General features: G+C 40.5%; 31 protein-coding genes. 16 read left to right on the top strand and 15 right to left on the bottom strand.

The window, feature by feature from the left end:
* Positions 1-25 precede the first annotated feature (25 nt).
* The 3 genes from MKY84_RS03270 to MKY84_RS03260 all read right to left on the bottom strand — a co-directional run bounded on the left by MKY84_RS03270 (position 26) and on the right by MKY84_RS03260 (position 4,973).
* Entirely contained in the window at positions 26-1,279 is a 1,254-nt protein-coding gene (locus MKY84_RS03270; protein WP_342527719.1) for a HAMP domain-containing sensor histidine kinase, read from the bottom strand.
* Positions 1,280-1,288: 9 nt separating this feature from the next.
* The gene (locus tag MKY84_RS03265; protein WP_342528845.1) at positions 1,289-3,073 is read right to left on the bottom strand and encodes a SpoIIE family protein phosphatase; all 1,785 of its coding nucleotides are present in this window, start codon (positions 3,071-3,073) and stop codon (positions 1,289-1,291) included.
* Positions 3,074-3,353: 280 nt separating this feature from the next.
* Positions 3,354-4,973: an FAD-dependent monooxygenase gene (locus tag MKY84_RS03260; protein ID WP_342527718.1), complete on the bottom strand. Its 1,620-nt coding sequence runs from the start codon at positions 4,971-4,973 to the stop codon at positions 3,354-3,356.
* 166 nt (positions 4,974-5,139) lie between these two features.
* On the opposite strand from MKY84_RS03260, the gene MKY84_RS03255 reads away from it, so the two are divergent.
* The 5 genes from MKY84_RS03255 to MKY84_RS03235 all read left to right on the top strand — a co-directional run bounded on the left by MKY84_RS03255 (position 5,140) and on the right by MKY84_RS03235 (position 8,123).
* On the top strand, positions 5,140-5,883 hold the full coding sequence (locus MKY84_RS03255) for an ATP-binding cassette domain-containing protein (protein ID WP_342527717.1): 744 nt from the start codon (positions 5,140-5,142) through the stop codon (positions 5,881-5,883).
* On the top strand, positions 5,876-6,538 hold the full coding sequence (locus tag MKY84_RS03250; protein WP_342527715.1) for a methionine ABC transporter permease: 663 nt from the start codon (positions 5,876-5,878) through the stop codon (positions 6,536-6,538). The genes MKY84_RS03255 and MKY84_RS03250 overlap by 8 nt, the downstream gene beginning before the upstream one ends.
* 20 nt (positions 6,539-6,558) lie before the next feature.
* A complete protein-coding gene (locus MKY84_RS03245; RefSeq protein ID WP_342527714.1) occupies positions 6,559-7,386 on the top strand; it encodes a MetQ/NlpA family ABC transporter substrate-binding protein in 828 nt (275 codons plus the stop codon).
* A gap of 114 nt (positions 7,387-7,500) precedes the next feature.
* Positions 7,501-7,926: a hypothetical protein gene (locus tag MKY84_RS03240; protein ID WP_342527711.1), complete on the top strand. Its 426-nt coding sequence runs from the start codon at positions 7,501-7,503 to the stop codon at positions 7,924-7,926.
* A gap of 68 nt (positions 7,927-7,994) precedes the next feature.
* The gene (locus tag MKY84_RS03235) at positions 7,995-8,123 is read left to right on the top strand and encodes a hypothetical protein (RefSeq protein WP_342527709.1); all 129 of its coding nucleotides are present in this window, start codon (positions 7,995-7,997) and stop codon (positions 8,121-8,123) included.
* A gap of 72 nt (positions 8,124-8,195) precedes the next feature.
* On the opposite strand, the gene MKY84_RS03230 is transcribed toward MKY84_RS03235, so the two are convergent.
* On the bottom strand, positions 8,196-8,489 hold the full coding sequence (locus tag MKY84_RS03230) for a hypothetical protein (protein WP_342527708.1): 294 nt from the start codon (positions 8,487-8,489) through the stop codon (positions 8,196-8,198).
* A gap of 224 nt (positions 8,490-8,713) precedes the next feature.
* Here MKY84_RS03230 and MKY84_RS03225 point away from each other — a divergent pair, with 224 nt between their 5' ends.
* Positions 8,714-9,367 carry an esterase gene (locus MKY84_RS03225; RefSeq protein ID WP_342527707.1) on the top strand — a complete coding sequence of 218 codons (654 nt, stop codon included), beginning with the start codon at positions 8,714-8,716 and terminating at the stop codon, positions 9,365-9,367.
* Between the two features lie 104 nt (positions 9,368-9,471).
* Here MKY84_RS03225 and MKY84_RS03220 read toward each other — a convergent pair whose 3' ends face one another.
* The 6 genes from MKY84_RS03220 to MKY84_RS03195 form a co-directional block, all read right to left on the bottom strand.
* Positions 9,472-9,810: a cupin gene (locus tag MKY84_RS03220; protein ID WP_342527706.1), complete on the bottom strand. Its 339-nt coding sequence runs from the start codon at positions 9,808-9,810 to the stop codon at positions 9,472-9,474.
* 28 nt (positions 9,811-9,838) lie between these two features.
* Positions 9,839-10,009, bottom strand: coding sequence for a hypothetical protein (locus MKY84_RS03215; RefSeq protein ID WP_342527705.1), 171 nt, complete (start codon positions 10,007-10,009; stop codon positions 9,839-9,841).
* Between the two features lie 170 nt (positions 10,010-10,179).
* Positions 10,180-10,458, bottom strand: a complete 279-nt coding sequence (locus MKY84_RS03210; protein ID WP_342527703.1) for a hypothetical protein — start codon at positions 10,456-10,458, stop codon at positions 10,180-10,182.
* A gap of 74 nt (positions 10,459-10,532) precedes the next feature.
* Positions 10,533-10,928 (bottom strand): VOC family protein, encoded by a 396-nt coding sequence (locus MKY84_RS03205; RefSeq protein ID WP_342527701.1) that lies wholly within the window; start codon positions 10,926-10,928, stop codon positions 10,533-10,535.
* A 23-nt stretch (positions 10,929-10,951) separates the two neighbouring features.
* A complete protein-coding gene (locus MKY84_RS03200) occupies positions 10,952-11,755 on the bottom strand; it encodes a methyltransferase domain-containing protein (protein WP_342527699.1) in 804 nt (267 codons plus the stop codon).
* Between the two features lie 142 nt (positions 11,756-11,897).
* A complete protein-coding gene (locus tag MKY84_RS03195; protein ID WP_342527698.1) occupies positions 11,898-12,458 on the bottom strand; it encodes a DNA-3-methyladenine glycosylase I in 561 nt (186 codons plus the stop codon).
* 243 nt (positions 12,459-12,701) lie between these two features.
* On the opposite strand from MKY84_RS03195, the gene MKY84_RS03190 reads away from it, so the two are divergent.
* The gene (locus MKY84_RS03190; RefSeq protein WP_204589405.1) at positions 12,702-12,893 is read left to right on the top strand and encodes a hypothetical protein; all 192 of its coding nucleotides are present in this window, start codon (positions 12,702-12,704) and stop codon (positions 12,891-12,893) included.
* A gap of 35 nt (positions 12,894-12,928) precedes the next feature.
* On the opposite strand, the gene MKY84_RS03185 is transcribed toward MKY84_RS03190, so the two are convergent.
* Genes MKY84_RS03185 through lexA form a run of 3 tightly spaced genes read right to left on the bottom strand, consistent with a single transcriptional unit; the run spans position 12,929 to position 15,872 of the window.
* A complete protein-coding gene (locus MKY84_RS03185; RefSeq protein WP_342527695.1) occupies positions 12,929-13,147 on the bottom strand; it encodes a TIGR04104 family putative zinc finger protein in 219 nt (72 codons plus the stop codon).
* Positions 13,147-13,386, bottom strand: coding sequence for a hypothetical protein (locus MKY84_RS03180; RefSeq protein WP_342527693.1), 240 nt, complete (start codon positions 13,384-13,386; stop codon positions 13,147-13,149). The genes MKY84_RS03185 and MKY84_RS03180 overlap by 1 nt, the downstream gene beginning before the upstream one ends.
* Before the next feature lie 53 nt (positions 13,387-13,439).
* A complete protein-coding gene (gene lexA, locus MKY84_RS03175; RefSeq protein ID WP_342527691.1) occupies positions 13,440-15,872 on the bottom strand; it encodes a transcriptional repressor LexA in 2,433 nt (810 codons plus the stop codon).
* A gap of 379 nt (positions 15,873-16,251) precedes the next feature.
* On the opposite strand from lexA, the gene MKY84_RS03170 reads away from it, so the two are divergent.
* From MKY84_RS03170 to MKY84_RS03160, 3 genes are all read left to right on the top strand, one after another.
* A complete protein-coding gene (locus MKY84_RS03170) occupies positions 16,252-17,136 on the top strand; it encodes a retron St85 family RNA-directed DNA polymerase (protein ID WP_342527690.1) in 885 nt (294 codons plus the stop codon).
* Between the two features lie 83 nt (positions 17,137-17,219).
* Positions 17,220-17,636, top strand: a complete 417-nt coding sequence (locus MKY84_RS03165; RefSeq protein WP_342527689.1) for a (deoxy)nucleoside triphosphate pyrophosphohydrolase — start codon at positions 17,220-17,222, stop codon at positions 17,634-17,636.
* Positions 17,633-20,524 carry a DEAD/DEAH box helicase gene (locus tag MKY84_RS03160; protein WP_342527688.1) on the top strand — a complete coding sequence of 964 codons (2,892 nt, stop codon included), beginning with the start codon at positions 17,633-17,635 and terminating at the stop codon, positions 20,522-20,524. The genes MKY84_RS03165 and MKY84_RS03160 overlap by 4 nt, the downstream gene beginning before the upstream one ends.
* 49 nt (positions 20,525-20,573) lie before the next feature.
* Here MKY84_RS03160 and MKY84_RS03155 read toward each other — a convergent pair whose 3' ends face one another.
* Positions 20,574-22,376: a DUF262 domain-containing protein gene (locus tag MKY84_RS03155; protein ID WP_342527687.1), complete on the bottom strand. Its 1,803-nt coding sequence runs from the start codon at positions 22,374-22,376 to the stop codon at positions 20,574-20,576.
* 135 nt (positions 22,377-22,511) lie between these two features.
* Here MKY84_RS03155 and MKY84_RS03150 point away from each other — a divergent pair, with 135 nt between their 5' ends.
* From MKY84_RS03150 to MKY84_RS03125, 6 genes are all read left to right on the top strand, one after another.
* Positions 22,512-22,841 (top strand): hypothetical protein, encoded by a 330-nt coding sequence (locus MKY84_RS03150; protein WP_342527686.1) that lies wholly within the window; start codon positions 22,512-22,514, stop codon positions 22,839-22,841.
* A 19-nt stretch (positions 22,842-22,860) separates the two neighbouring features.
* Positions 22,861-23,061: a hypothetical protein gene (locus tag MKY84_RS03145; protein ID WP_342527685.1), complete on the top strand. Its 201-nt coding sequence runs from the start codon at positions 22,861-22,863 to the stop codon at positions 23,059-23,061.
* Between the two features lie 18 nt (positions 23,062-23,079).
* Entirely contained in the window at positions 23,080-23,751 is a 672-nt protein-coding gene (locus MKY84_RS03140) for a S16 family serine protease (protein ID WP_342527684.1), read from the top strand.
* A 215-nt stretch (positions 23,752-23,966) separates the two neighbouring features.
* Positions 23,967-24,500, top strand: coding sequence for a GrpB family protein (locus tag MKY84_RS03135; RefSeq protein WP_342527682.1), 534 nt, complete (start codon positions 23,967-23,969; stop codon positions 24,498-24,500).
* 141 nt (positions 24,501-24,641) lie between these two features.
* Complete coding sequence (locus MKY84_RS03130) at positions 24,642-24,827, top strand: hypothetical protein (protein ID WP_342527681.1); 186 nt, start codon at positions 24,642-24,644, stop codon at positions 24,825-24,827.
* A 60-nt stretch (positions 24,828-24,887) separates the two neighbouring features.
* A complete protein-coding gene (locus MKY84_RS03125; RefSeq protein WP_342527679.1) occupies positions 24,888-25,340 on the top strand; it encodes an NUDIX domain-containing protein in 453 nt (150 codons plus the stop codon).
* A gap of 100 nt (positions 25,341-25,440) precedes the next feature.
* Here the strand turns inward: MKY84_RS03125 and MKY84_RS03120 are convergent, their stop codons facing one another.
* Positions 25,441-25,770 (bottom strand): group-specific protein, encoded by a 330-nt coding sequence (locus MKY84_RS03120; RefSeq protein ID WP_342527678.1) that lies wholly within the window; start codon positions 25,768-25,770, stop codon positions 25,441-25,443.
* Positions 25,771-25,875: the final 105 nt, after the last annotated feature.

Genomic DNA, 25,875 nt, shown 5'->3' with positions numbered 1-25,875 from the left:
CAGGAGGCCACGTGCTTCTTTTTGATTAAATAGGGAACTTGAGAGTGATTGTCGTCCCTTTTTGTACTTCACTTGTGATAGAAAATGTCCCTTCAAGCTCGCGGACTAATTGCTGGGTCACACGAAGACCTTGTCCAGCGATTGAATTCCCAGAGCCATACGTTAGATCCATCAGTCTAATCAATTGATCTTGCGCAATTCCAATACCGTTATCATCCACATAAACGAACAGCCAATTTCGTTTAATCAGAGCCGACAGGGTCACTTGTCCACCTTTAGGTGTAGCATCTAATGCATTTTTTACAAGGTTCACCAATACCTGCTTCATCGGTAAATACGTAAATTCTAATTCTACCGGCACTTCCACATCTAGCGTCAAGCGAACGCCTTTCTGTTTTGTATACGGAAGTAGACTTTCTGCAACTTCCTCCGCAATGACAGCAAGCGGCTTTTTATCCGCAGTTAACAAACTATCTTGTCCAGAAGTATACTTGCTAAGGGCCAGGTTGAGTTGTTCAAGTTCCCCTTCAATAGCATTCAGTGTTGCCCGGTCAGTTATAGTTGCTTTTTCCTTCAATTCACTTACGTAAAATTCTGCCTGTTCGATGTGTGTTGTTAATTGTGTCCCTAATAGTTCCCCCACCTCAGTGATATAATTCACCTTTTCAGTAGTTAATGCCTCGTTCTTTAAAGTCGAATAATAAAGCATATTCTCTGAGAAATAGATGAATGCAACACTTGAGACAATATAGAGTATAAACATAGTACTAAATACTGGTAATGCAATTTGCTGTAGAGAAACTAAGTCTTGGTTTAATGAAAAATGCAAAATAATACCTGCTACTGCCACGCCCCATGCAATGACCCCCAGACCACCACTTGCTAGGATACGACGTTTGAAAGGCATCCGTAAAAATCCACGACGTACAAAGCTAAAAATTAAAATGAGCGCAAGCGCAACTCCAACTACAATCAAGGCTCCTTGAAAACCTCCAAGAGAAAAACGGAACAATATTATTAATGTTGCCGTAATACCTCCGCTCAACATCCCTCCATAGACAATCGAAATGAACAATGCCACCCAGCGAAGATCCCATAAGAATCCTTCTCCCGACACCATAGGAAACAGCATGCAGAGAATCGAAGCAAAACCAAGCAGTAACCCAAGAAATACACGAGCACCAATTGAGTTGTAATTAGAGATTACAAATTGAAAAAAATAAAGCGGTGTTAAGATCAATAAAAAATTTAATAATAAATCCGCAACCAAAAATTCCATAGTCCCCTCCTATACTTTCAAGACGAAGAGGGTCTGGTCATCTTCTACGGGTAGCGGCTCGAGCGCATTGATTCGCTCAAATAGTGAGTGAGCGAGACTGGCAGCTGGAAGTGAGAGATCTACTTCTTCAAGCGCTTGACGTAGAATTTCTCCGTCATCTGTTTTATTTTTCTTACGTTCCGTCAAACCGTCTGTGAACAACACAAGAATATCGCCTTCCTCTAGTTGAATATGGCGCTCCCTGAAAGTGGCATCTTCGATAATCCCGAGAATGGGCCCCGTAGGCATCAATTCTTTAAATGTAGCTGTCAAACGATTGTATAAAATACCAGGTTCATGACCGGCTGATGCATAACAGAGCGTCCTAGTTTTTTGATGGTAGCGTCCTTTAAACATCGTGATGAACCGGCTTGCTTCCATATAGGTATAGGAGAAAGCATTAATTTTTGCCAACATAGTGGCGGGCGATTCACGCATTTCCATAGCAAATTGCATCATGGTCATTTGAATCGCGGCCGGTAATCCTTTACCTGAAACATCAGCGACACTGAAAATCACTTCTTCGCCATGAGGGATTACGGTATAAAAATCACCATTTAGCTCTTTAAAAGCTCGGCTAACAACTCCCATATCCAAAGGTAAATTTGTGCGCTCCATCGATTCGAAAAGGTCTTGTTGCACTTTTGCAGCTAGTCCAATTTCAACTTGAACTGCTTGGTGAGCCCTTTCTAGCTCCTTCAATTTAAGAGGCTCTGTTATATCTTTAAATGTCACAAGCACACCTTGATTGATGCCTTGTTCAAAAACCGGTTGGACAAAGTACTCGATTGGAAAGGAGGTTCCATCTTTACGCCAAAACTGATCATCAGCGACAAAAGAAAATTCTGCTGTTTCTAGCGACAAATAAATTGGACTGTCTTCCATATAGTAAGGCTTCCCGTTCTTTCGTGTATGATGAATGATCGGATGTATTAATCGCCCAACCAATTCATCTCGACGAAATCCGAGCATTTTTGAAGCCGCGTCATTGATAAACGTCAGTCTACCTTGTGGATCCACTCCAAAAATTCCCTCACCCACTGTATTTAAGAAGCGTTCATAAGTGCTAGAAAGTCGTTCAATCTCACGGTACGGTTTTTCACCAAACTGGATATACAGCAAGATAAATAGATAGACAAGTGCTCCCATTTTCATAAGATGTGCCCCGATATAGGTAATGTGACCGGGCGCTCCCGATAAGAGTACAAGATAGAAAAACATATAGTAGATGGCAATCGGTAAGATGAACGAATTCTCAAATGTCGTCAATTTGAGTTCTTTTCGTCCAAACTTCAACCATAGTACTACACCAATATGACCGACAGCTAAAAGAAACAGTCCAATGCGGATGTAGTAACGTGTCTCAACCTGTTCAGGCAAGACAGCTTGAAGTACGAAAATGAGACTAACAACTGACACAATATAGAAAATCGTGACAAGAATACTTGCTCCTTTAAAGTTTTGCAGTTGAATCGGTTGTCGTCGTTGCAGAATCAAGAGCAACAGCATACCTAGCTCGGTGACTCGAGCAATAAACCAAAAATCTCTGGACATCTCAGGAGTTGTAAAAAAGGATGCTGGCATTCCAGGGAACGTCAGTAGATGAAACAGATCGAAGAGGCCGATTGCCAAGAAAATTCCAGCTAAAATTATATTGTTGTAGGAATCACCAATACGCGTATACAACCATGCCTGTACAGCTATCATTAAAGCTATAAAGGAGCTTGTGACTGTCAAAATGATATAGACAACCAAATATATGGGTGCCTCTGTATTCGAATCTGGAAAGCCCAGTAGTGTTTTACCTATAACTACAGCTACAAGCAAAAGACCAAAAAGGAATGCCCCTCGTGCGTGATGGATCAATGGTTGGATAGGTCATTCCTCCTTCGTAAAAAACTTTATACTATGTATTATCACAGATTTGACAAAGATTGTACAACAAGAACTGACAAAATTTGTTTTGAGACAATCCCTGGGTTATCTCAAAACCAAAGATAACTTAAAAAGTGAGACAACCCCTGGGGTTGTCTTACTATTGAAAATAAGCACCTAATTTATCAATCATCACTTGTGCATCCATTGAAAGGTCATGGAACAAGACATGTCCATCTGGGCGTAAGATGAGTGTACTTCCTTTTTCCATACCAATACCAAGATCCAGATGGCGGTGGACATCATAAATGATTGGTAAAGCCTCTTCTTCTAAATGGAGTGTACCGCCACGCGCGACGACAAACACTTTCATCATTCCTGGATACACAGACTCTACCAGTTTCTTGAAGGTTTGCGCATAGTCAATCAGCTCGCGTTCATAGCAGTCAATGTAAATCAGGCAAACAAATTCATGTTTTTGTACGAACGGATACAATCGCGCCGTTGATTTGCCTTCAAAGAACAATTTTTGGTCAGGCACACGCTGTCCAGCTTGTATGGCCTTGCGTGACAATCGTTTATCTTTAAACTCTTTGTTACGCTTCACTTTATGGTATTCATGATGAATATGCGAGTAGTAGTTTGCCACAAGTGGCTGTACCCAATTTTGACTGAGTACGGCTTTTCCTGCCCAGTTCCGAAGCTTTCCGATGACCCCAGTCTGTTCAATGGCTTTCAATTCAAGTGTTGTATCCCGAATAACTTCTTTTGCAATCGGATAACGTTCTTCATTGTAACTCGCTAAGAAGGAATCTTTTGCATACCCCTTCAACACGAGATCCATCTTCCAACAAATATTTGAAGCGTCTTCAAGCCCTAGATTCATCCCTTGACCACCAAGTGGATTGTTGACATGCGCAGCATCGCCTAGGAAAAACACGTTGCCAACACGGTAATCGGGCACTTGGCGGTGAGCAGTTTCAAATGTACGAATCCACTGCGGGACTTCTACACGATACGGAACATCTAGTATACGATCGAGACTCTCTTGTAAGGCTTCGAGTGGCATTTCTTTTGGCGCATTCTTTCCTTGGCGAGCCCGGTCCATCCCTACAACGCGATACGTACCGTCTTTGTATGGGAATAAGGCCACAGCACCTCGATCATTCAAATGCATATTGATGAAAATTTCATTCAGCCCTGGAATCTCGACGTCAGAAGTGAAGAATGTGTATCCTTCATCCGCTCCAATAAAGGGAACATCCAAGTAGTGACGTACTTGGCTTCGGACGCCGTCACAAGCGAGTGCATACTTGGCAAAATAGCGTTTTTCAACACCATGATGCAAGGCCGTCACAAAGACGCCTTCTTCACTCTGCTTCACCTCGATGACTTCGTGCTCCATATAGACTTCTGCATCTTGTGCAGCAAGGTTTGCGATAAACAACTCTTCTATCTCATTTTGCGGCAAAATGAAGAGGTATGGATAGCGACTCTTGATATGATTTAACTCGACATATGAAGGTTCTCTTCCTGCCAAATGCATCTTCATCCCTGGCCCCGGATACCCTCTTCGTAAAAATAGTTCGTGGATTCCTAAAAACTCCAATAGCTCGACAGACCGTGCTTGAATGCCGAGTGCTTTAGATAACTGGGTTGGACCGGAGCGTTTTTCTAAGCAGATATAGTTCACGTTTCTCTTTTGGAACTCATTCGCTGCCATCAGCCCTGCTGGCCCTGCTCCGATAATCAGTACGTCTGTTTTGATGACTTCACTCATGACCCCCGCTCCCTTCTGAAACTCTTCCTATTTCTAGTGTACCCGAAAGTGTCTGTCATAAGCCTGTCGAATGCTTCAAAGCCCACTGTTTTACATGGATTAAGGTGTGGGCTATAATTAGAGGCGTTGTGTAGAAGTATACATACACGTGATAGGAGCATGAAGCATGATTGATGTGCAGCACATCACAAAGCGCTACGGCGCGTTTATAGCGATAGATGACGTGACCCTCACGATTCCAAAAGGTGCCATCTACGGAATCATCGGAGCTAGTGGTGCCGGAAAGTCGACACTGCTGCGCATGATGAACCTATTGGAAAAGCCGGATACGGGGCGTGTTCAAGTGGGTGGTCAAGACCTCACTGCTCTCTCAGGCAAAGGTCTTCGGGAAGCGCGGAAATCCATCGGGATGATTTTTCAGCATTTTCATCTTGTGGCGAACAAAACAGTAAGAGACAATGTGCGCGTCGCACTAGAGCTTGCTCGTTACCCAAAGCGTGATCAACTCGCGCGTGTTCAGGAATGCTTGCAGTTTGTAGGACTTCACGAGATGGCAGACAAATATCCTGCGGAACTGAGTGGCGGTCAGAAGCAACGCGTAGCGATTGCACGAGCTCTTGCAACGAGCCCGTCTGTGCTGCTTTGCGACGAACCGACCTCCTCTCTCGACCCTCAGACGACTTCAGAAGTGCTTGCCGTTTTACAGGATATCAACGAACGGCTCGGGATCACGATTGTGATTGTCAGTCATGAGATGGAAGTCATCAAAAGTATCTGCACAGCTGTGACCGTCCTTGAGAACGGGCACATATATGAGTCGTTCACACATGAACCACATGGTATCAAAGCACCTGGCAGCTCTTCTGCGTATTTTGTGGAGCAGTTGAAAGGAGCGAAACGCGATGCCTGACGTTCTCGTGCAGTATCAAGGAGAAATCATTCAGTCGATCGGCGAGACGTTTTATATGGTCGGTGTCTCGATTCTGTTCGCCGTATTGATCGGACTTCCGGTTGGAACGTTCTTGTTCTTATGTCGGAAAGGCCAGTTGTTGGAGAACCAAGCTGTGTTCTCGACACTGAACTTGCTCGTGAACATCACACGCTCCTTCCCGTTCCTGTTGCTCGTCGTCTTTTTAATTCCGTTCACAAGACTCATTATCGGGACGGCTATCGGAACTACGGCTGCAACAGTGCCCCTTGCTATCATTGCGATTGCGCATTATTCACGGTTAGTGGAACAATCGTTGCTCGACGTGCCACGCGGCGTACTTGAAGCAGCGGTTTCTATGGGCGCTTCGGTGCGAGAAATCATCACCAAGTTCTTGTACGTGGAAGCACGCTCTAGTCTTGTGATGGGGCTCACGACATCCATCATCAGTTTCATCTCGTATTCGACCATCATGGGCGTCGTCGGAGGTGGCGGTATCGGAGACTTTGCGATTCGTTATGGCTATCAGCAATTCAAGACCGACCTCATGACGTATATGATCATCATCATGGTCATCCTCGTGCAGCTCATCCAGTTCAGTGGCATGACGCTTGCGAGATGGCTCGATAAACGCTAAATCACCTAGGAGGAACACCCATGAAGAAATTATTCGCTCTAGTAGCCATCCTTGTCCTGTTTCTAGCAGCATGTGGAAACACTGACGAAGCAGCTCCAGCAGAAGAAACACAAGAAACAACTGAAACAACAACTCTAAAAGTGGCTTCACTCATCCCACCAATGACAGAAATCCTTGAGCTTGTGAAACCAACGCTTGCGGAAGAAGGCATTGAATTAGAAGTGGTTGTCCTTGGTGACAATGTGCAGCCAAATGCAGCACTTGCAGCTGAAGAGGTGGACGCAAACTTCTTCCAACACGTGCCGTACATGGAAGAATTCAACCGTTCAAATGATGCCAACCTTGTCCCGATCACACCAATCTATTTCGCGAACTATGGCGTCTATTCAAAAGAGTTCGCTTCTATCGATGAATTGCCAGATGGTGCAACAGTAACAATTGCCAATGACATTTCAAATATCGACCGTTCATTGTCACTACTTGCACAGCACGGCGTAATCACGCTCGGCGAGAAGCAAGACAATTATTACACACAAGCAGATATCACAGAGAACCCAAAAAACTTAGTGTTCGAAGAAGTGGATCTCTTGATGTTAGCACGCACATATGACGATGCAGATGCAGTCCTCATGACTCCAGCTTATGCATCACCACTAGGCTTAACACCTAAATCAGATGCTCTACTGACAGAAGGTACGGAAAATGATTTCGCTATTACTCTAGTTGCTCGTGAAGACAACAAAGACGACGAAGCGATTCAAAAGCTTGCGGAAGTCATGACGAGCGATGCAGTACGTGAATTCTTAGAAGAAAACTATGACGAGACGGCTATTCCAGCTTTCGAATAATACATGGAAGCACCCACATCCGGTTTGGATTGGGTGCTTTTTTATGTTTAAGAAACGTACAAAGTGTACATTATGTACATAGAATGGTAAAATAGGAGGTAAGGAGGGATGATCATGAGTGGTTTAAGTGCTACAGATGTGAGAAGAAACTGGAGTCAATTCAATGATGATATTGTTCGGGAAGGGCCACAGTTTGTGAAGCGCAATCGTGATGAATGGGTCGCTATGAGCACAGAACAATTGAAAGCAGCTTTTTCAAATTTTACGTTCCATGCGCATTTGGTACAAGAGGATGATGGCACTATCACAGCTACACTGGATCAATTTGATTTCGTCGAGAATGGCTCTTCTGAGAAGGAAGTTTTAGAGGCGTTGACATATGAATTAATCGAGTACTCTCAAGAATACATGGAAAACTTTAAGCTTTATTTTCATTCACCGAATCGAAAAGCTCACTTTCCTTATATTTTGAACGTAGTGGCTCAAGATCATCCTGAGAATGTGCGTCAATTGATCACGTGCCAAGCTGGCGTGAAATAGAACGGTTTTGTAGAAAAGATGGATGGGAAGAATATAAGGTTACTCATCACATCTATTTCCGCAAAGTTATGCCAGACGGTACAGTAAAACGAACGAAAGTTTCTCGAGGAACAGGCGAAGTAAAAGGCCATCTTTGGAAAGAGATTTTGAAGAAGCAGTTGCAGGTTACTGAGGAAGAGTTTAATCGTATAAAATAGAACTACTAAGCACCCAGATCCGGTTTGATGGATTGGGCGCTTTTTTATCTGTCCACTAAGTCTTTTAGTGCTTTATTCAAAATACTGCTCAGGATCTGTGATTTTCTTCTCAATAAAGATTTTGGACCAAGCAACAATCTGTTCAATATAGGACTCTTCATCAACATCGGGTAATACATCAAGTACCTTTCGAAGAGACCCTTCTTTATTGACCTGATGTACATCTAAATCTGTCACTACTGTCATTTGAACTTCACCATTTAATGAAATTATTGCTGTAACTTGCTTCTTAACTAAATCAACATTTGTATACTTAATTTTTATACCAGTAGGTTTGAAAGTAGTATATCCTTGATTTTGATCCATTGAGTCATCTCCAAGCGATTTTTTCGTTCTCTATACTGCTATTTATTCTCAAACTAATTGCTAGACACATGAAATGGAAACAACCCCCAAAAGGTACCTGGTACCCAAACAATTACGTTTTTCATTTCCATTTATTTAGCTTGTATTCAAACAAAATCAATCGTATACTTTTAATTACTAATTGTAAGTTACTATAATTATGTAACTAATAGGAGGAAGATTGAATGAACGCTCCACTTCATTATGAATTACGTAAACCTTCAAACCTTGAGCCCGAGAAGAGTTACCCAGCTCTTTTTGTATTACACGGCATGGGAAGCAATGAACAGGACTTGTTGCCACTTGTAGAAAAATTAGCCGACCAATTTTTCATCTTTAGTTTGCGTGGCCCTATCGCTCAGCCACCTGGTTTTGCATTTTTTACAATTGAAGGTTTTGGAAAACCACATCGCCCTATATTCGAACAAGCTATGACAGGATTAGAGAGCTTTTTAGATTATGCTACTACTACCTATCCGGTCGATACTAAATCCGTTTATTTTATGGGGTTCAGTCAAGGTGCCATCTCTTCTATTTCTCTCAGCTTACGGATTCCACAACGTATACGCGGCGTAATAGCTTTAAGTGGTTATATTCCAGCGTTCATGCAAGAAAATTCAATTGGGTTGAAGACAAGTGGTCCACGTTATTTTATTTCTCATGGTCAGCAAGATCCTGTTTTGCCTTACCAATGGGGTGAAGAAGCGCGTGATTTTTTGGTTGATCAAGGAGCCGACGTGTCCTTTCATTCCTATACTGATGGTCATTTTGTCTCCGAGCCAGTTTATCATGACTTCACGGTCTGGTTAAAAGATGATATATCTAAAACCATTGAGTAGACGCTAAAACGGAAACAGATCCCAAAAGTTGCTTTGTCATCTATACACTTCATTCACAAAAAAGGACTTCCATTTGGAGGTCCTTTTAAAATTTTATTAGTTATTCAGTAATGAAGATTTAACTCCTCTGCTTCGATTACTATCGCCGCTAACCCTGTTTCTGTAATTGTCTCATGGCCCTCATCTTTATCCCAGCTGACAGCCTGTCCCTTCTTAATTGGCTGATTGTCTTGTGTATCAGTTCTAACGAAACCTTCGCCATCAATCACAAGAAGAACCTGGGGGACAACCGCCTTATGAAACCCAATTTTAGTCCCTGGTTCAAGAGAAACCATGCTTATATGAGTTGCACTGGTGGTCTTAACTAATCGTGTCAGATGAAAATTTGATTCGAACGCTGTGATGAGATCCCCCTCTTTTTCAATAATTGAAAATACCATCATTTCATTCTCCTCCTAAAATCACTTGAAGTCATTCGTTTACTTCTGCACAGTCACTCCAGTTAATGACTTCAGCCCGCGAAATATCAACTTCTCCTAGACTTAATAAATGAGGAATGTAAGCAAACATGCCGAACCTTCTACCTTTCTCGTGTTCCTCTTGGTAGTATGCCAAGATGTCATCTGGTAATATATCAATCATCTTATAGTTGCGAATATCAACCAACTCAATCTCTCCAAAAACCCAAGACTAGTTCCTTTTCAAATTCTTGCGCTCTATATTTTGAAATCAATCTGTCTACAATTGTTCTTTAGTAAAAATCAACTCTTGTTGTTTATATTTATACTTCCTATACATCATTTCATAATGGCTCATATTACACCTTGTTCACTCTTCAAGAGATTTCTTACTTTAGGATAGGCTATTAGGAATACAAGCAGCGCAGTAGCTATCGCACTTATTGAAATCAGATCATCCCTTACTTCTAATGAAAATTCGAGCACGTAGAACTGAAACAGCGACATAGCTAATGTAGCTGTAAGACAAAACACTAAATAGCGGATATCAGTGCTTCGGAGATTCTTCTTCACGACAAGATAGTCGGTCGTTGCGAAGAAAGTAAGCCATACGAAGAAAGCGAGTATGGTCATAAGAGTCCTCATTTCTTATATGGATAAACTATGTACCGCCGTGTTCTAGGTGAGTACCATCAAAGTGATCTTCTTCAAGGTGCCACAAGTTCAACTTTCAGTCTGTCAGGATCTTCAAAGAAGACAGCGTAATAGTTTTCTCCTCCAGCATAAGGATGTTTATCCGTATACAGAATGGACACCCCTCTTTCTTTCAGCTTTTCTGTCATCTCATCGATATGCTGGCGAGAAGTTCCGTGGAAGGCTAAGTGATTTAGGCCAACTCGGCATCTATGGTAAGGAACGTCTAAAAATCGTTCTTCTGTTTGCACAAAAACAAGATAGGTCTCTCCTAGCTTCCAACTCCGCCCACTCTCCCAAGACTGAAACAGTTCATACCCTAGCTCTTCTAGTAGCCAACCCCAAAACTCTGTTGATTGCTCTAAGTCAGATACATAGAGCTCTATATGGTGTAGTACTCCTTTAGACATAATTCCGCCTCCTAGTGGTTTGTTTACATCGCTACAACAACAAACGTATCTAAGGAGTCTTTTACCGACTCGTTCATCATATGGTAGAGCGATGTTGCAAGCGTGTGGAACTGGGTCGAATCCGTAGAGAACTCCCGATAGACTTCTGACGCGTAGTCAATTTCCCATTGACCATCTTGTAGATAGGAAGAAGCAACCACATCTTCTTTTTGAATCGTAAATCCTGCTACTTCTAGTAACTTTATAATTTCTTGGCGACTGAAGACATGCTGGATGTTTCCATCATTTTCTGTAAGTGCTGAATGTAAAGCGAGTAATGTGACTGCGCAGAAATGGCCACGTTGAGATATTTTTGTATAGTGAACATCCCATTCTGCAAATAGAAGTTTAGAACTAATCATTCGAACCTTTTCAAAGTAGCTGCTCAGCATTTCGGGCGAATGAAAATACCAACTGGAATGTGCAAATACTACGCAATCGTAATGCTCTTCTACTGGAAATGTAAGAAAATCTGTCTCGAGATGAAAACTGATGCGTTCCCCGAGTTTCGTATTTTTGATCTTTTCATGTGCTTGACTCAACGTCAGTGGAGCACCGTATTCACCGCTCGCCACATCAATTGCTGTCACATGTCCGCTTGCCCCTACTTGATCAGCGAGTACAACCGTCATATCACCTTGACCACAACCGATTTCCAGAACTCGCATACCTTCTTTAATTTCGAAAGCTTTTGCTAATTGAAAGCGGTGCTGCAATTGGACCTTTTGAATAGCATCCTCTTGATACAACTTATATTTTTCACAGAAATTGTTTATGTCTATACTCATTATTCTCCTTCTTTCTTCACTACTAATTTTCCTTATTCATATTATTACTTTAAAAACCTCTAATTATTTCGTGTAGTACCAACCAAATAATAGACTTGCCGCTACTATCAACCAAACTACAATTTGAATCATTGTAGCCTCCTTATTCCGTAGTCTTAGCCGGACACCCAACCAAATGATCATCAATCATCCCGACCGCCTGCATATAGGTATAGATGATAACTGGCCCCACAAATGTGAAGCCACGTTTCTTTAAGTCTTTGCTGAGCTTCTTTGAAAGCTCGTTTTCGGTTAGGACATCTGCATTTCCCTTTGGTGTATGAACAATTGGCGTGTGGTCCACATAACTCCAAAGAAAATCAGAGAATGAGCCAAACTCTTCTTGGATACGCTGTAGAGCTTGTGCGTTAGTGCGAACTGACTTGATTTTTAGCTTATTGCGCACGATTTCATAATTCGTAAGGATGCGCTCGAAATCTTCGTCAGTAAGAGCCGCGCAGGCTGCAATATCAAAATCATGAAAAGCTTCTTTATACGCTTCACGCTTTTTCAAAATTGTGATCCAGGAAAGACCCGCTTGTGCCCCCTCTAAAGAAAGCATTTCAAACAAGTAGCGGTCGTCCCCTTTCGACGATTTTCCCCACTCGTTATCATGATAGTCTTGCATCAATTCATTTGTTCCCGGCCATGTACATTCAGGCATTTCATCAGCTCCAAATCAAGTATATTTTTCTACAATATATGGTAAAATGAAAGAAAATGGGAGGCGTTGTTATGACAAAGTCAACAGTGCGTAAAGATGAGTCAAAATCTCTCTGGGTTAACCTAGTGGATATTGTTCTTGCTCTTCCTCGTGCAATCGCACAGCTCGTTCGCATGATTTTTGATTAATCATGCAACCTTCTCGTGACAGCTAGCGTTTTGTCTAGTGAAGGAGTTGATGACCATGGGCTTTTGGTACATGCTTGGCCTACTCATCGGAATTGGTTTACTACTATACGGAATCATGCAATCTTCTAAAAAAACACCGTTCCGCAAAATTTCTGTCCTGATGGCCGGTACAATTTTAATCGGAATCTCCCTTTATATGTTCACACCAGATAGCGCCGATACCGTATCTACTTTGTTCGGTTTATAAAAAATGACCATGGGATTCCATGGTCACTTTACGTTTTAGAGCTGCTCATACGGCTTCTTACTAAGTTTAATTTTAAACGGCATGATAATAAGAAATGCCAAACTAATATAGCCCAGTGTCAGTAGCTTCTGTGTTTCTTCAGAAAGATACTGCTTCTCTCCGCAATTACTGCAAAGTCTGCCTTCTTTTGACCAGCCAAGTTTCCAAATTTCACGTGCCGACCACTTGTGTCCACAATTCGTACAACTAGCCATCAATTCATCGCTCGTTTCTTAAGAAGTCGCTCTACTACAAAACCAGATGCGATTCCGATCAGAAGCGGAATCATCGAGCCACCTGTCTCTAGTTCAAAGCCACCTGCTGTTGAAACAGTCTGTTCGTAGTAAAAACGCAGCCAAGAAATCTCAAATGCATTCCCTATAGTATAGAGAGCAATCGACACCACAATTGCTACTATGCCGGGTGCGAGGATATGGGACAATTTTGGTTTCATCGTGCGTCACTCCTTTGTAAGTAATTCTACGATGCTGGGTTCTAAAAAGTTTCCTATTTTTTCAACACACCAATCACTTTCCCATTAATCCGGACATCCTCACTGCGCATGAGGATTGGCTCATAATTTGGATTTTCAGCCATCAGTAAAACATCATTGCCCATTGGCATATACTTTTTCATCGTGGCCTCATCATCAATCACTGCAATGATGATGTCATTCGGTTGGGCAGACATCTGCTGATGGACAAGGACTGTATCCCCTTTATCAATGCCTGCCCCTGTCATGCTGTCGCCTGTTACGGTCAGAGCGAACGAATCCTTCGCTGAAAACACCCAGTCCGTTGGCACAACAATTCGTGCATCGTACTCCTCGATTGCAAGAGTCGGGATGCCAGCTGCTACATTTCCAATCATCGGAACAGTCGCCTTCTCATGCACCTGCAAATACACTTCGGAATGTTCTTCTCGGATCTCGATTTGCTCTTCATCATCAAGAGCTGTCGCATAGGAATACGTCCGGCCGTTCTTTAGGTTCAAGTAGCGTTTTGTATTCTTTGTCTCTGGTAAGAACTGAGAACGACATTTTGGAATGTCTTGTACTTCTTCCCCATTGCGATCAATGATTTTAATCTCTAATCCGTCCGTCACAAGCCCGTAGCGCACGGTACTGTTTGCTTCTAAATAACTTTTCAATTGCTTAAGGCCCTCTTCAATACCCGCCCCAAATTGTTTCACTTCGATAAAGAGCAGCGGCATTGCCTCTTCTCCGGAGTAAATCGTAACCGCGATATCACAATAGCCCCGTTGTGAAAACTTCTGTACGGGATATTCAAGCTCCAATAGCTCATACGGATATCCATAGGTTTCATGAAGTTCTCGCAGCATCCACTGGCGCACAACCTCTTCCCTAGAATGGAGATCACTCAGTTGATCTGTAAACTGATAGTGGCTCATGCTAATGGATTCAAATGGTCGCAGTGCGCAATCTTTCTTCATACGCAGATGTTTGCGTTCTATCTCTTTAATAAATTTTGATGGCTTCTTTACGGATGACATATACAGAAGTTCATTCGCTCGCGTCATACCTACATACAACAATTTCCGCTCATCTGAATCCACAGTCTTCTGATCCTCTAGATCTGTATAACGATCATTCGGAATAACACCTTGGTTTAAATCGACAAGGAAGATGACTTTGAACTCTAATCCCTTGATAGAATGCATAGTCACAAGCTTGACCTTGTCCGACTCAAAGTTCGGCTCACTACTTTGGAGCACCTCTGTCGGAATACCGGATGCTTCTAGTCCAGTCGCTAGACTCTCTAATAAGCGATTGCTCCGCGCAACCAGACAAATTTCGCGCAAGTCATAATCGTTTTGAAGTATCCGAATCTCTTCCACTAGAAACGCTAGTTGCTTCTGCGGTGTCGTGAAGAATCGGTAGATCGGCTGGTGGCCATGACGATCAATTAACGCTGGCTTCACAAAATCCACATTCGAACGAATCGTCTCATCCGCTTCAATCAAATCAAATGCTGCCGTTGAAATTTCTGTCGTCGTCCGGTAATTTTTGCTGAGTGCACGTGCCTTCCCACTCATGTCGTAGCCGATCGTTGTATACGGTCTACCTTTTCCCAGCCACGAATGCGCATAAATGCTTTGTGTGTTATCTGCCACAAACAATAACGAGGAATAAGGCTTTTCTTTATAAAGCGCCTTCAAAAACTCCAGTTGTACACGCGTCAGATCCTGGCTCTCGTCAATAATGACGTGGGTATAGCGTTTTGACTTCACTTCATGGACTTGGCGAAGTGCTAGTACATTCATCCGTTTAAACGTGACGAACCCCTGCTTCTCCATTTTGTCCGTGAAAACGCGCCAAAGTTCAAAAATAGCTTCCCGCAACTCAGAGTTTTTTAGTAGCTTTTGAGGGGTGGAACTATCGCCGGAAGCACGCCCGATTCTGTCTACACTTTGATAGGCTTCGATGTCTTCAATCAGACAGGACTCCATCCATAACACTTCATCTAGAAGAAACGCGCTATTCTTTGGCGACAGCACTTTCACATTTGGATACGATTTTTTCACTTCATGAATGGCATCAATCAGCATTTGTCGCTCCATTTGCTTATCTGCAATATTTAACCTCTTTCTGGTTCGACGATTGTAATCTACAAATGCTTTAAACATGAGCGCATCAATCGTTGAAATTTCCACGTTCGCATTTGAAGCAAAGAACTGTTGAAAGTCCTCATCTTCTGCATCTGCTAAGCGTTCATATTGGAACTTGATGTAGTTTAGAAGTGTTTTGTTATAGGTCACTAACAAAATCTGATCATCCGCTTCATGACAATAGTTTGTCTTTAGAAAGTTAATACGGCGAATAGCCACTGTCGTCTTTCCAGACCCTGCAACGCCCTTGACTAACATTTGTCCCGTCGGCTCGAGTTCGACAATTCTCCGTTGTTCGACATTTAATTTCATAGTTTCTCTCCGTCCATACTTACAGTTTCCTTAATTTTATGAATGTTTGGGCGGATTAGCAAGGAATTATAGGAAAATGATCCCTTTTTTCAAAAAAGGCTTGTCGATCGGTATAGTTGATCGCTATAGTATCACTATCCAATTGGGATCTTTTCCCTTCCGTCAGATTAGCAAATGAGAAATGTATGGCGAGTCGCCAGTACACGTGGTCCGTAAGTAATATTGTATTCACCAGTCATTCACACGAAGCACAAATAGGAATTTGCACTTCTTTGATCATGACTGGGACGAAGCTACGTTCGTCCGTGCCGATCATAAACGATCAGCTTACGCGAATTAAGTGATGGAAGGGAACCTGTTGGATACGAGGAGGTCTAATATGAAATTAAATCATAATCCTACAACCTTAACAGTTCAGGATTTACTTACTCTTTTTCAACTCTCAGAAAGAAATCTATATAAATTAACCAATCGTCCAAAACACTATTACCGAACCTTTTCGATTCCCAAACGTACTGGGGGCTACCGAACAATTGAGGCGCCCACTCCGTTACTGAAGAAAATTCAGCAGCAAATCTTAGAAAACTTTTTAGAACCACATCCAGTCAGTCGTTTTGCGAAAGCTTATAAAAAAGGTTCAACTTTAAAAGAAATGGCACGTTTTCATGTAGGGCAACATATGGTGGTTCGTATAGATCTCACAGACTTTTTTGGAAGTTTAAAAGAAGTTTCTGTATTCCGCTTCTTTTGCCAACAAGGGTATTCGGAAGCTGTGACAGTCATCTTAACGAAGTTAACAACTTACAAAGGCCGGCTTCCACAAGGTGCTCCAACAAGTCCAACTTTGTCTAATATACTCATGCTAAAAGTTGATGAAAAAGTTGGCAAGTATTGTACAGAGAATAAAATACGCTATACCCGTTATGCAGATGATCTTGTGTTCTCTGGTGACTTTTCAATTAAACGTTTGCTAGCCAAATTGCATAGTGTTTTGGCTCCTCAAAGACTTCGAATTAATAATAAGAAAACGCGTCTCATGCGTAGATATTCGACACAGATGGTCACGGGATTAGTTGTGAACGATAAATTGAGTGTTTCTAGAGACTATCGTAGAAAACTTCGCCAAGAGCTCTATTACTGTGAAAAGTATGGAGTTGAGAGGCATTTAGGAGCCACACGGCGGTCTATCTCCTCTACAAAATATATAAATCAACTAATTGGTAGAATTAATTATGTCCAGCATTATCACCCTCCAACAAAATGAAATTGTCACGATTTCACAAAAACTATGGCCCCTGCCTCATTTGGCTGCTAGACTTAAGAAAAAGTAGCTAACGGGGTGGAATCATGAAAAAACATGTGAATGTTGTTGGGGCTGTACTAGTTAATGAAACGAAGCAGATCTTCTGTGCACTTCGTTCTCCTCAAATGAGCCTTCCAAACTTATGGGAGTTTCCAGGTGGGAAGATTGAACCTGGAGAATCTCCCGAAGAGACCTTGAAGCGTGAATTAATGGAAGAACTAAAAATCGAAGTAACTGTGGGAGAAGAAGTTGAAAGTACTTACTATGAATATGATTCGTTTACTATTCAACTTACTACCTTCTATACAAAGATCCAATCAGGTACACCTATTTTAACTGAACATGCTGATTATAAATGGTTATCTGCCGAAGAGCTTTTTAATTTAGAATGGGCACCTGCAGATATTCCTGCCGTTCATAAAATCCAAAAGCAGTTTAATACTAAAGGTATTCAGGTATGAGTTATTCAGATGCGCAACTTAAGCAGTCCTTAGAAAAAGGATTTATTAACCATCAAATCGCTGCCCATGACACTTTAAAACCACAATTACTTTTAAACCAAACAAGTGGTGGCGAGGCTGTTTTAACAACTCTGTTAGAGGATCTGCAAATTTGTAAGTCATTCTTCTTCTCAGTAGCATTCATTACTGAGTCCGGGCTCGCAACATTAAAAGCCGCTCTTCATGATTTGCATTTAAAAGGAATCTCAGGGAAAATTCTCACCTCTACTTTCTTAGAATTTAATAAGCCTAAAGTCTTCGAAGAGCTCCTGAAACTTCCGAATGTCGAAGTACGCTTAACATCACTCAAAGGTTTTCATGCAAAAGGTTACATATTTGAACACGCTCATACGTACTCGATGATTGTAGGTAGCTCAAATCTAACTGCCAATGCTTTAAAAGTAAACTATGAGTGGAACGTCCGGTTAACCTCTAACGAAAACGGAGACTTAATTCGTCATTTCGTCCATCAATTTAAGGACGTATGGGATTCAGCAGCTCCACTTTCAACAGAATGGATTCAAAGATACACCGAACGTTATGTAGAAACTGTAGAACGCCAGAAGCTCCTGACTGCTATTGAGCCTGATGAAAAGATCTATAGAACCAACCCTTTAGAAGTAGCTGTTCAAATCGAGCCAAACAAAATGCAAACTCGTGCCCTTGAAAGCCTTGCTAGTATGAGACAACAAGAAAATCGTGCATTAGTAGTATCTGCAACTGGTACAGGAAAGACATATCTTTCTGCATTTGACGTGCGGGCTGCTGCTCCGAAACGCATGTTATTTATCGTGCATAGAGAACAAATCCTAAAACAAGCAAAAGCAGATTTCATGCGTGTACTCGGTGCACACGATGAACAGTTTGGATTCTTAACAGGTTCAGAGAAAAACACGGATGCGAAGTACGTTTTCGCAACGGTTCAAACCCTCTCTAAACCCAATGTTTTCAGTCAAATAGCTAAAGATCACTTTGATTACATAATTATCGACGAAGTTCACCGAGCTGGTGCCGAATCGTATCAACGTGTAATCGACTATTTCAGGCCAGATTTTTTACTTGGAATGACAGCGACTCCAGAGCGAACAGATGCTTGGAACATTTTCGAGCTATTTCAGTACAACGTAGCCTATGAAATTCGACTTCAAGAAGCTCTTGAAGAAGATTTACTGAGTACCTTCCATTACTTCGGTGTAACAGATATTGAACTAGATGGACTATTACTCGATGAAAATGTTTCGTTCAGTTCTTTAGTGTCTGATTTACGCATTAATCATATTGTGGAGAAGATCACTTACTATGGTTATGCGGGAGATTCGGTTCGAGGACTTATGTTCTGTAGTCGTATTGAAGAAGCAAAAGAAATTTCTGAGCAATTAAATCTCCGTGGTTACCGGACAAAAGCATTAGCTGGCTCTGATTCTATGGAGCAACGCTTAGAGACAGTTGATGAATTGGAGAATGGTCATCTCGACTATATTATTACTGTCGATATTTTCAATGAAGGAATCGACATTCCAAGTATCAATCAAGTAGTCATGCTTCGTCAGACGCAGTCCAGTATTATCTTTATTCAACAATTGGGACGTGGATTACGGAAACATCCGTCTAAAGACTACGTGACCATTATTGATTTCATTGGTAACTACAAAAATAACTATTTAATTCCTATGGCTTTGTCCGAAGACTCGTCGTTAAATAAAGATACGATTCGTCGCTCGGTCGCCGATACTAGCTATATTAAAGGTGCATCAACAGTTATTTTTGAACAGGTTGCGAAAGAACAAATTTATCGATCGATTAATACGGCACGTATTGATAATTTTAAATATCTTAAAGAAACATTTCTAGCTCTTTACAATCGATTAGGTAGAGAACCTGACCTACTTGATTTTGTTGAAAATCATTCAATTGATCCCGTGACTATCATGGAAAGTAACGCCCATTATGATGCTTTTGTTAATAGAATTAAACGGGAGAAGTTACCTTTCTCTAATTATGAAGTTGGAATGCTGACTTTTCTTTCACAGGAATTACTTGCTGGGAAAAGACTACACGAAATTGTTATTCTGAAAGATTTGATGTCCGACGCTCAGCTTTCAAAAAATGACGTCATTCAATTGATTTCTGAATCGAATTTGAATGCGAATGAAAGATCAATTAACTCAGCACTCCGAGTTTTGGATTATTCATTTTTCACTTCAGAGACAAAGAGAAAGTATATGAACCTACCACCAATAGAACTTCAACACGGAATGTACGCTTTAAGTTTCACTTGGAAGAAATCTTTAACAAGTAACCCTCTCTTTGCTCATCGTGTAAAGGATATATTGGCCGTTGCCATATTAAAATCTCAAACATTTGATTCGGCGAATATATTTACCCTTTATAAAAAGTATTCTCGACGTGATGTAGCCAAACTTTTGAATTGGGATGAAGGCGATCATTCTACAATGTATGGCTATCAATTCAAGCATTCTAGTATGCCTATTTTTGTTAATTATCATAAAGAAACCGATACTATTGAAACTCTTCAATATGGTGACTCTTTTATTGATGATCAAAATTTCAAATGGTACACCAAAGTAAACTTTAGATTAGACTCTCCATCAATCAAGAGATTTCTTCAAGCTTTTAAAGACGGGTTACGACCTCATTTATTTATTAAGAAGGACAATATCGAAGGCAAAGACCTTTACTATATCGGTGAAGTCACAGTGGACCTGTCTTCATTACAACAAGAGATCATGCCTGATAAATACGGGGAGTTAAAGCCAGTTGTCACTATGATCTTCAAATTACAGCAGCCTGTGGAGTTTAATTTGTATCATTATTTGACGCATGAATAAAAGAAGGCAATTTGGATGATGAAATCTTCCAAATTGCCTTCTAATCACATTATTTCTTATAAAGGTCATTTAGCATTAAATTAATTATAGCTTTGCCACGGTCTACAATCTTTTTAGTAACTAAGCCATAGTTCTTAGATTTAATGGCATTTTCTATTTGTTCCATTTCACCTTTTGTAGGATAAACATTTATCTCCACAAAGTTTTGCTCTAACACCATTCCAGGTTGTAAAGCTTCATATAAATTTAATTCCTTTTTACTTCTATTGCTATTCATTTGAAGAAACATAATATTACCCAAAGATCCTGCAGGGACTTTCTCAATTTTATAGACAGACTTCAACTTCTTCCTTGACACCACGTGTTCAAAGTCATAATTAATTGAACCATATCTTGTCCTTTCGAATGATGAAAATATTGTATAAATAGTTTTTGCTGAACCATCAAACAAGATTGACCCCTTAGAAACCATTTCATCATGCCACTCCATCAATTTGTTTTCCAAGTTGGATTTTTCCAATGATAAAAGATATCTATTATTATCATTTATGTAGATTTCATTTAATTTTTTATCTCCCGTTCCAGACCAACGTTTAGAAATAATATCATGGATATAGTAGTAAATAAAATTGTTCAAAGCTGCTTCATAGCTATTGATATACTTTGAACGAACCTTTACTCCATTATGTAATGTTAGCTTTTCATATTTAATAGTCCATAAAGATGCAAAGAAAGAAAGTATTTGGAAGTTAGTAGCACTTTTCCCTTCTGTCTTACCTGTAGTTCCAGGATGTCTAAGATAAATCGAAAATTTTGCGTTAATATTACTGTATGTATCGATTATATTACTAATCATTTCTTCAAGTAATTCGGCATTATGAAATATATCTCTGTGCCTAATTATTTCATGCAATTTATTATTAGAAACGCCTAAAACTATTCCGATTGTCGAGTAGCCAATCTCGTTTGCTAGATCTTCTTTTTTTCTATCTTGTTGACTCCAAAAAGAATCCATAGTTTCAATAATTATTGACCCTAAAGCATAGCAGAATTCTGAAAGGTTAATCTTCTTCTCTTCTCTCATTTTTTGCTCATCAAAATCAATAATCTCTATGTTTCTCGATGCGTTTAAAACGTTGTATCTTCTAACGACTTTATTTAATATCTTCTCATTATAGATATCCGAATTTAACTGCAGTTCAAATTCGCTCCATTGTGCAGCAAACACTTGGTACTTAGAAAGTTTTTTACCACCTCTATTTAAATTTTGAAATACATCTGCTAATTCGCTTTCATCCCCTTGAAAAATTACAGCTGGTATTTGAATCTCATCGATGTCCAAATATTGATCAAGAGCAATAAATAAATCCGCTTGAAGGTCAACTAACTTTCGATTTATATTTTCTGAGAATAGGTGATTGAATTCTTTATAAAGATCATCATTCAAGTCCATTGGGTTTACCGAATTTTGAACATTTTTCTTCCCTAATATATTTCTTATAATGCTCTCAATCTTGTTAGTATTTAATCTTAACTCAGAGTCACTTAGTATTTGATTCTTAAACACTATGTCTAACGCCTTTTCTACATAATCATCAATTGGAAAATATTTGTTTGGAGTTGCGCTATATTCGTTCATTGTAGAATAACGTTGCAAACCATCAATAATACTTATAGTCTCATTATCAGTGTACTTGTAAACTAATATAGAGCCAAAAGGGTATCCCTTCTTTAAAGTCTCGATAAACTCGCTCTTCTGAGCGTCACTCCACACTAACCTCCGTTGAAATTTTGGAATGGAAGCATTCTTTTTTAATTCAGGATATTTCATCAACTCAATTTTATACTTCATGCCCCTACCTCCTTGCTCATGTTGAGTATCATTATATAGGAGTTATTGATACTGATCTATTTGTTTTTATGATTTTCTATTTTGCTATAAATTCCCGAAACCCCCTCACCCAAAATAAAGTATAGTAGTAATAAGATGGTAAACTATTGGAAAAGGATGATCATTCTGGATTTCGAAAATGCAGTCACTTCATTCCTTTGGTCATTAGCCACCGTACAATTTTTAACAGTGGTCGGTATTATTCTGGTAAAGTCAAAACGAACATTGATTGCTGTATTAAGTGACATTTTTTCACTTCTTATCATTGGTTACTTTACAGCGTCTCAGTTCACCTATATGCAGGCGAACTTTCCTACCCAACTACTATTTGTAGGTATCTTAAGTTTACTTCTAGTGCTTCTATTCATTCGAGACATCCGTAACTATGTAAAAGAGATAAAGCACAACCAACCAACAATTGAGTAAATCATTTAGGAGTGACCACGTGAAGAAAAAAATTGATTGGAAATTTTCAAGTTTGATTGTAATTGGCTTCCTTGTACTGCACGGAGCCTTATTGGCAGGTTATGTAAATGATCTGTTTAATGGCTATGTCTACATAGCTCTTCTCCTCGTTAGCCTTGTCCTTTCGCTGGGGATTCTCTTTAAAGTGCGCAATGACCATTCTAAATTGAGTGGCTTGTAAGTTGTTGCAGTTGCACAGATGGTACTTCTAGCCTTTGAGTTCCAGCTGCTTGAATTTGAAAGTTATACATTTCAAGTGAGCCAGTATGCAGATCCCGTTGAAGTCGTGGAGGATTCGGGGATTCATTTGATGGTCGTCAGTACATTTGAAGTCTTCTACCTCACCGATGAAGCCAATCTTCGCGAGCAATATTCACAAGAAGACATTGGCGTCATTGAGCTGTATGCAGTGACGAATGCCCAACGGTACTTTAGTAAAAATCAAGAACTGGCCCGGAAGTTACGGCTCGATACGAATGAGTTTGATGTCATGACGCGTGCAGTGACCACCTATCTGACGGATCCGTCCTCTTCAGTACGCGATTTTATGGACACGACAATCATCACAGGCAATAGTATGGGGCTAGCTCTTGTTCTTTCTGATTTACTCAGTGAAGAAGGAGTACAGAATGCGTTTGAAATTGGTGTCACGGGAGCTCTTGGTGATAATGGAGCGGTGAGCGGGATTGGTATGGTCAATGAAAAGGTGCTGATTGCAGCGGAGAGTGGATTTCCGTATATGCTCGTCCCTACAGAGAATTTTGAAGAAGCAATGGCTACAAAGGAACGTGAAGATCTTGCGATTGAAATTCATGCTGTTGAGAGTGTGGAGGAAGCCGTTGCGTACATAGAGAGTATTAATCAGAAGTAGTAAGGAGAGGTTTACGATCCGGTTAAAAATTCTTTTGTTTATAGCTATCTCTTTTACAGCATTTATGGTTTATCAAGCGTTTATACGAGAGCCCTGGTCGGTTAAAGTCTCTTCGTTTTTCACTATTGCATTTGGCCTTTTGATCACTACGCAAGTGATTTTAATGATGAGGCAAGAGAAACGAAACTAGAACATACTGTTTAGGAGTGAACTGAATGACATTAGGCTTGGAGAACAATGAAGTACGATTGGTGGAGTACACAACGGAGTGGCAGAAAGAATTCTCACGTATGAAAGAACAACTTCTGCAGGCAACTTCTCTTCTTCCCCATCAAATCGAACATGTTGGAAGTACAGCCATTCACGGTATGGCAGCTAAGCCAATTTTAGATATGGTGGTTGGAATAGACTCCATTGAATCGGTTAATCGCGAGTTTTTAAAGGCGTTACAGTCTGTCGGTTTCTTACGCTTGCGTGTAGAACGTCCGAATGAGATAGTGCTGGCGAAGTTTGCGGATGATACATATGCCGTGAAGACGCATTATATTCATCTTGTCGAATACGGGGGTGAGGTTTGGCATAACTTGATATTTTTCCGAGATTATTTAAATGCCAATGAGGAAGCTCGGCAGCAGTATTTGACTATAAAGCTGGACTATTTAAAGACGTCTTCTTCTGGGATCCAGGAATATACGGCGTTTAAAGAGGCGTTTGTGCAAGAGATTTTTGAAAAACGGAAAATTGATTAAGTAGTCTGTAGGACGAAAAAGCTTCATATGATTGTTGCGTTCGGAGGGGTTTTATACACGCTTTATCATCGCTTTCAGGATTTCCAGCGAACTTTAAAGACATTAGAATTGTTATTTGAAGTAATAAAGGAGTGATAAATGATGGGTGAGAAGATTCGTTTAGCTTTCGGCATAGTAGCTACCGTTTTTATGGCGTCAGAAATTTTCACTCGTGATCTTGTCTCCTTAAAAGTATCTGCCGCATTCGTCACTCTCTACGCTTTACTTTCAACTGTATTGTACTATTTAGATCTTCGAGAAAACAAGTCAACAATGAATGATAAATAAAAATGCCTTGGTAGACGGTTTGTAGTCTCATAAGGCTTGTATCGAATAGGAGTTGCCATCATGTTAAAATCCATCAATGTTTTACCTGAAGATAAAAAGACAGCTGGAGTTCATTGCGTACCCATCACCGAAAATGGTTCTCTTGTAATGGCGTGGGATAAAGAAGAAGACTTATTAACGACCATTGGAGGAAGACTTGAAGGAGATGAAAGTATCGAGGAAGCCCTTGCTCGTGAGGCGATGGAGGAAGTAGGATTGATTATCGGGCCGGAGAGAATTCCGTTTGCGAGTTGGTACTGGGAATCGACCGATTCTTATACTGTCTGGTTTTTAGTCCGGGTGCACGAACTCCTTCCATACTCGTTTGACTTTGAAAAATCCGGGCACGTCATTTTTAACTTTGAAACAGCCAAGCACATGGTCCCCAAGTTAGAACCTGGTGTTACTAAAAGGCGAGACCTATTGTTGTTAGCTGAAGAAAAAGTAAAAGAACTTCAGTTACATAATGTATAACAGTTTGTATGCATTTAGTTGACTATAGAGTTAAGAGTGAAAGATCCCTACTTTTAATCTCTTTCACTCTCACTTATTTTTATGACTACACTTTATTGAATTAGTTCAATTCCATTTCTAGTAGATAGTGTGTAAACGAATCGTATGTTCCCACGAACTTCTCCACACCTTGAATGTGATAAAAAGTACTGGTCTTATCGAATTCATAAATTTCATCCGTCGGTGAATAGAGATAGACTTTCTTGCCAAGGCCAATCGCAATTCCTAGTTCAATATGACTCCCTTTCCCACCAGGTAGCAGGATGACAACAAAATCCGAATCAATTACCGCTGCTTTCTCAAGCTCCCCGATAGTAGCTAGATCCTCTAAAGAATTAGCACGCTCATTTTGAGTCCAATCATAGGAATGAATGTAACCACTCAGCTTCAAAAAAGGCAACCTTCATCAAGATCCCCCCACTTCACCTGGAATGAATTGAATTATTTATTACTTAGCGAATAATTATAATTACTATTTTGCGAACGAATATGAAAA

The organism is Chryseomicrobium sp. FSL W7-1435, assembly GCF_038595005.1.
Lineage (GTDB): Bacteria > Bacillota > Bacilli > Bacillales_A > Planococcaceae > Chryseomicrobium.
This window is presented reverse-complemented; position numbering and strand designations above follow the sequence as displayed.

Excerpts from the sequence above, each read along its gene's own strand:
- MKY84_RS03270 (WP_342527719.1), bottom strand. The coding sequence starts at position 1,279 with ATGGAATTTTTGGTTGCGGATTTATTATTAAATTTTTTATTGATCTTA.
- MKY84_RS03260 (WP_342527718.1), bottom strand. The coding sequence starts at position 4,973 with ATGAGTGAAGTCATCAAAACAGACGTACTGATTATCGGAGCAGGGCCA.
- MKY84_RS03255 (WP_342527717.1), top strand. The coding sequence starts at position 5,140 with ATGATTGATGTGCAGCACATCACAAAGCGCTACGGCGCGTTTATAGCG.
- MKY84_RS03250 (WP_342527715.1), top strand. The coding sequence starts at position 5,876 with ATGCCTGACGTTCTCGTGCAGTATCAAGGAGAAATCATTCAGTCGATC.
- MKY84_RS03245 (WP_342527714.1), top strand. The coding sequence starts at position 6,559 with ATGAAGAAATTATTCGCTCTAGTAGCCATCCTTGTCCTGTTTCTAGCA.
- MKY84_RS03240 (WP_342527711.1), top strand. The coding sequence starts at position 7,501 with ATGAGTGGTTTAAGTGCTACAGATGTGAGAAGAAACTGGAGTCAATTC.
- MKY84_RS03235 (WP_342527709.1), top strand. The coding sequence starts at position 7,995 with ATGCCAGACGGTACAGTAAAACGAACGAAAGTTTCTCGAGGAACAGGC.
- MKY84_RS03230 (WP_342527708.1), bottom strand. The coding sequence starts at position 8,489 with ATGGATCAAAATCAAGGATATACTACTTTCAAACCTACTGGTATAAAA.
- MKY84_RS03225 (WP_342527707.1), top strand. The coding sequence starts at position 8,714 with ATGAACGCTCCACTTCATTATGAATTACGTAAACCTTCAAACCTTGAG.
- MKY84_RS03220 (WP_342527706.1), bottom strand. The coding sequence starts at position 9,810 with ATGATGGTATTTTCAATTATTGAAAAAGAGGGGGATCTCATCACAGCG.
- MKY84_RS03215 (WP_342527705.1), bottom strand. The coding sequence starts at position 10,009 with ATGATTGATATATTACCAGATGACATCTTGGCATACTACCAAGAGGAA.
- MKY84_RS03210 (WP_342527703.1), bottom strand. The coding sequence starts at position 10,458 with ATGACCATACTCGCTTTCTTCGTATGGCTTACTTTCTTCGCAACGACC.
- MKY84_RS03205 (WP_342527701.1), bottom strand. The coding sequence starts at position 10,928 with ATGTCTAAAGGAGTACTACACCATATAGAGCTCTATGTATCTGACTTA.
- MKY84_RS03200 (WP_342527699.1), bottom strand. The coding sequence starts at position 11,755 with ATGAGTATAGACATAAACAATTTCTGTGAAAAATATAAGTTGTATCAA.
- MKY84_RS03195 (WP_342527698.1), bottom strand. The coding sequence starts at position 12,458 with ATGCCTGAATGTACATGGCCGGGAACAAATGAATTGATGCAAGACTAT.
- MKY84_RS03190 (WP_204589405.1), top strand. The coding sequence starts at position 12,702 with ATGGGCTTTTGGTACATGCTTGGCCTACTCATCGGAATTGGTTTACTA.
- MKY84_RS03185 (WP_342527695.1), bottom strand. The coding sequence starts at position 13,147 with ATGGCTAGTTGTACGAATTGTGGACACAAGTGGTCGGCACGTGAAATT.
- MKY84_RS03180 (WP_342527693.1), bottom strand. The coding sequence starts at position 13,386 with ATGAAACCAAAATTGTCCCATATCCTCGCACCCGGCATAGTAGCAATT.
- lexA (WP_342527691.1), bottom strand. The coding sequence starts at position 15,872 with ATGAAATTAAATGTCGAACAACGGAGAATTGTCGAACTCGAGCCGACG.
- MKY84_RS03170 (WP_342527690.1), top strand. The coding sequence starts at position 16,252 with ATGAAATTAAATCATAATCCTACAACCTTAACAGTTCAGGATTTACTT.
- MKY84_RS03165 (WP_342527689.1), top strand. The coding sequence starts at position 17,220 with ATGAAAAAACATGTGAATGTTGTTGGGGCTGTACTAGTTAATGAAACG.
- MKY84_RS03160 (WP_342527688.1), top strand. The coding sequence starts at position 17,633 with ATGAGTTATTCAGATGCGCAACTTAAGCAGTCCTTAGAAAAAGGATTT.
- MKY84_RS03155 (WP_342527687.1), bottom strand. The coding sequence starts at position 22,376 with ATGAAGTATAAAATTGAGTTGATGAAATATCCTGAATTAAAAAAGAAT.
- MKY84_RS03150 (WP_342527686.1), top strand. The coding sequence starts at position 22,512 with ATGGTAAACTATTGGAAAAGGATGATCATTCTGGATTTCGAAAATGCA.
- MKY84_RS03140 (WP_342527684.1), top strand. The coding sequence starts at position 23,080 with ATGGTACTTCTAGCCTTTGAGTTCCAGCTGCTTGAATTTGAAAGTTAT.
- MKY84_RS03135 (WP_342527682.1), top strand. The coding sequence starts at position 23,967 with ATGACATTAGGCTTGGAGAACAATGAAGTACGATTGGTGGAGTACACA.
- MKY84_RS03130 (WP_342527681.1), top strand. The coding sequence starts at position 24,642 with ATGGGTGAGAAGATTCGTTTAGCTTTCGGCATAGTAGCTACCGTTTTT.
- MKY84_RS03125 (WP_342527679.1), top strand. The coding sequence starts at position 24,888 with ATGTTAAAATCCATCAATGTTTTACCTGAAGATAAAAAGACAGCTGGA.